The sequence below is a fragment of the Prevotella sp. AM42-24 genome (genome assembly GCF_003461825.1).
GTDB classification, from domain to species: Bacteria; Bacteroidota; Bacteroidia; order Bacteroidales; family Bacteroidaceae; genus Prevotella; species Prevotella hominis.
Genome location: NZ_QTXV01000164.1, coordinates 638 through 1,226 on the forward strand (window position 1 = coordinate 638; position 589 = coordinate 1,226).

Annotated in this window: 1 protein-coding gene; it reads left to right on the forward strand. The window is 50.3% G+C overall.

Going from position 1 to position 589, the window contains the following annotated elements:
* Positions 1-589, forward strand: a 589-nt coding sequence (locus DW917_RS17990) for a site-specific integrase (RefSeq protein WP_233524823.1), incomplete at both ends; no start/stop codon positions are given.

Genomic DNA, 589 nt, shown 5'->3' on the forward strand with positions numbered 1-589 from the left:
CACAGACCACCCTTCTCCCCTTCGTGGACGAGCATATCAGTGAACTCAGCACCCATGAGGGCATCGATATGTCGAAGAGCAGTGTCTGGACTTACAGAAAGATTCGCAAGAATCTTGCTGAGTTCATCGGGGAGAAGTATAGGTTGACTGATTTGGCTTTCGGACAGCTGACCGAGCCTTTCATCAGTGACTTTCACCATTACCTGCTTGACGAGAAAGGCTTTTCATCAGGAACCATCACCATCTATGTGTCGCTCTTCAAGAAGATGTGCCGCATCGCCTTTGAGCGAGGCTTGTGCAAGAACCTGCTGTTCGCCCATTATCGGGTTGGCACTCCAAAGGTTACGACACCCAAGGCTCTCAGCATGTCTGATTTCATAAAAATCCGTGATGTGGAACTGCCCGAAGACAAGCCGAGACTATCCGTTAGCCGTGACCTGTTTCTTTTCGCCTGCTATGCAGGAACAGCCTTCATAGACACCGTTTCCATCACGAAAGCCAATGTCAAGGTGTTGGAGGATGGCGACAAATGGCTCATCTATAACCGCAAGAAGACCGGAACACTTGCCAGGGTGAAACTCCTGCCCGA